Below are 515 nucleotides of genomic sequence, written 5' to 3' on the forward strand. Positions count from 1 at the left end.
CTGCTGTGCATAGCCATCCTCTGCCAGGCTCTCGACCATGCCTTCAGCGATTTCATGGGGAACGCCGAGGGGATGATCGGTTGGGCCAGCAAAGAATCGCCCCAGGCTGTTCACGGGGCCGCCCTGGAGCGCAGCCAGCACCAGCTGGGCCAGATAAAACTGGTCATCCTCTTCCGCGCGCTTGAGCAAGTGATCTTGGAACGCCGAGAGGAAAGCGTCGTGTTCGATCCTGGCAATGACCCGAAAGCGTTTCGTGACGGTGATGTCGCTACCGCGGGTAAGGCGGTCGGCAGCGTCATCGATCCAGGCCTGCAAGGCATCCTCGCGATTGCTTTCATCGGGAGGCGACATGTCTTCGTAGCGTTGTTGGCAAAGCTGTAATGCGTTCATGGGGCGCCTCCGTGTGCGCTGATTTGTCCAACCGCATTAGCGCAGGCACCAAGCTCCAGTGACCAAACTGGGGAATAGCCATGCCTGGTGCCTGCCTGATGCGGTCGATTGAAGGGGGGAGGTGG

Annotated in this window: 1 protein-coding gene; it reads right to left on the bottom strand. The window is 60.0% G+C overall.

Going from position 1 to position 515, the window contains the following annotated elements:
• The coding region (locus HAQ05_RS28085; protein WP_190427695.1) for a hypothetical protein at positions 1-390 on the bottom strand (390 nt) is incomplete at its 3' end.
• Positions 391-515: the final 125 nt, after the last annotated feature.

The sequence above is a fragment of the Pseudomonas typographi genome (genome assembly GCF_014694385.1).
Classification (GTDB): Bacteria; Pseudomonadota; Gammaproteobacteria; order Pseudomonadales; family Pseudomonadaceae; genus Aquipseudomonas; species Aquipseudomonas typographi.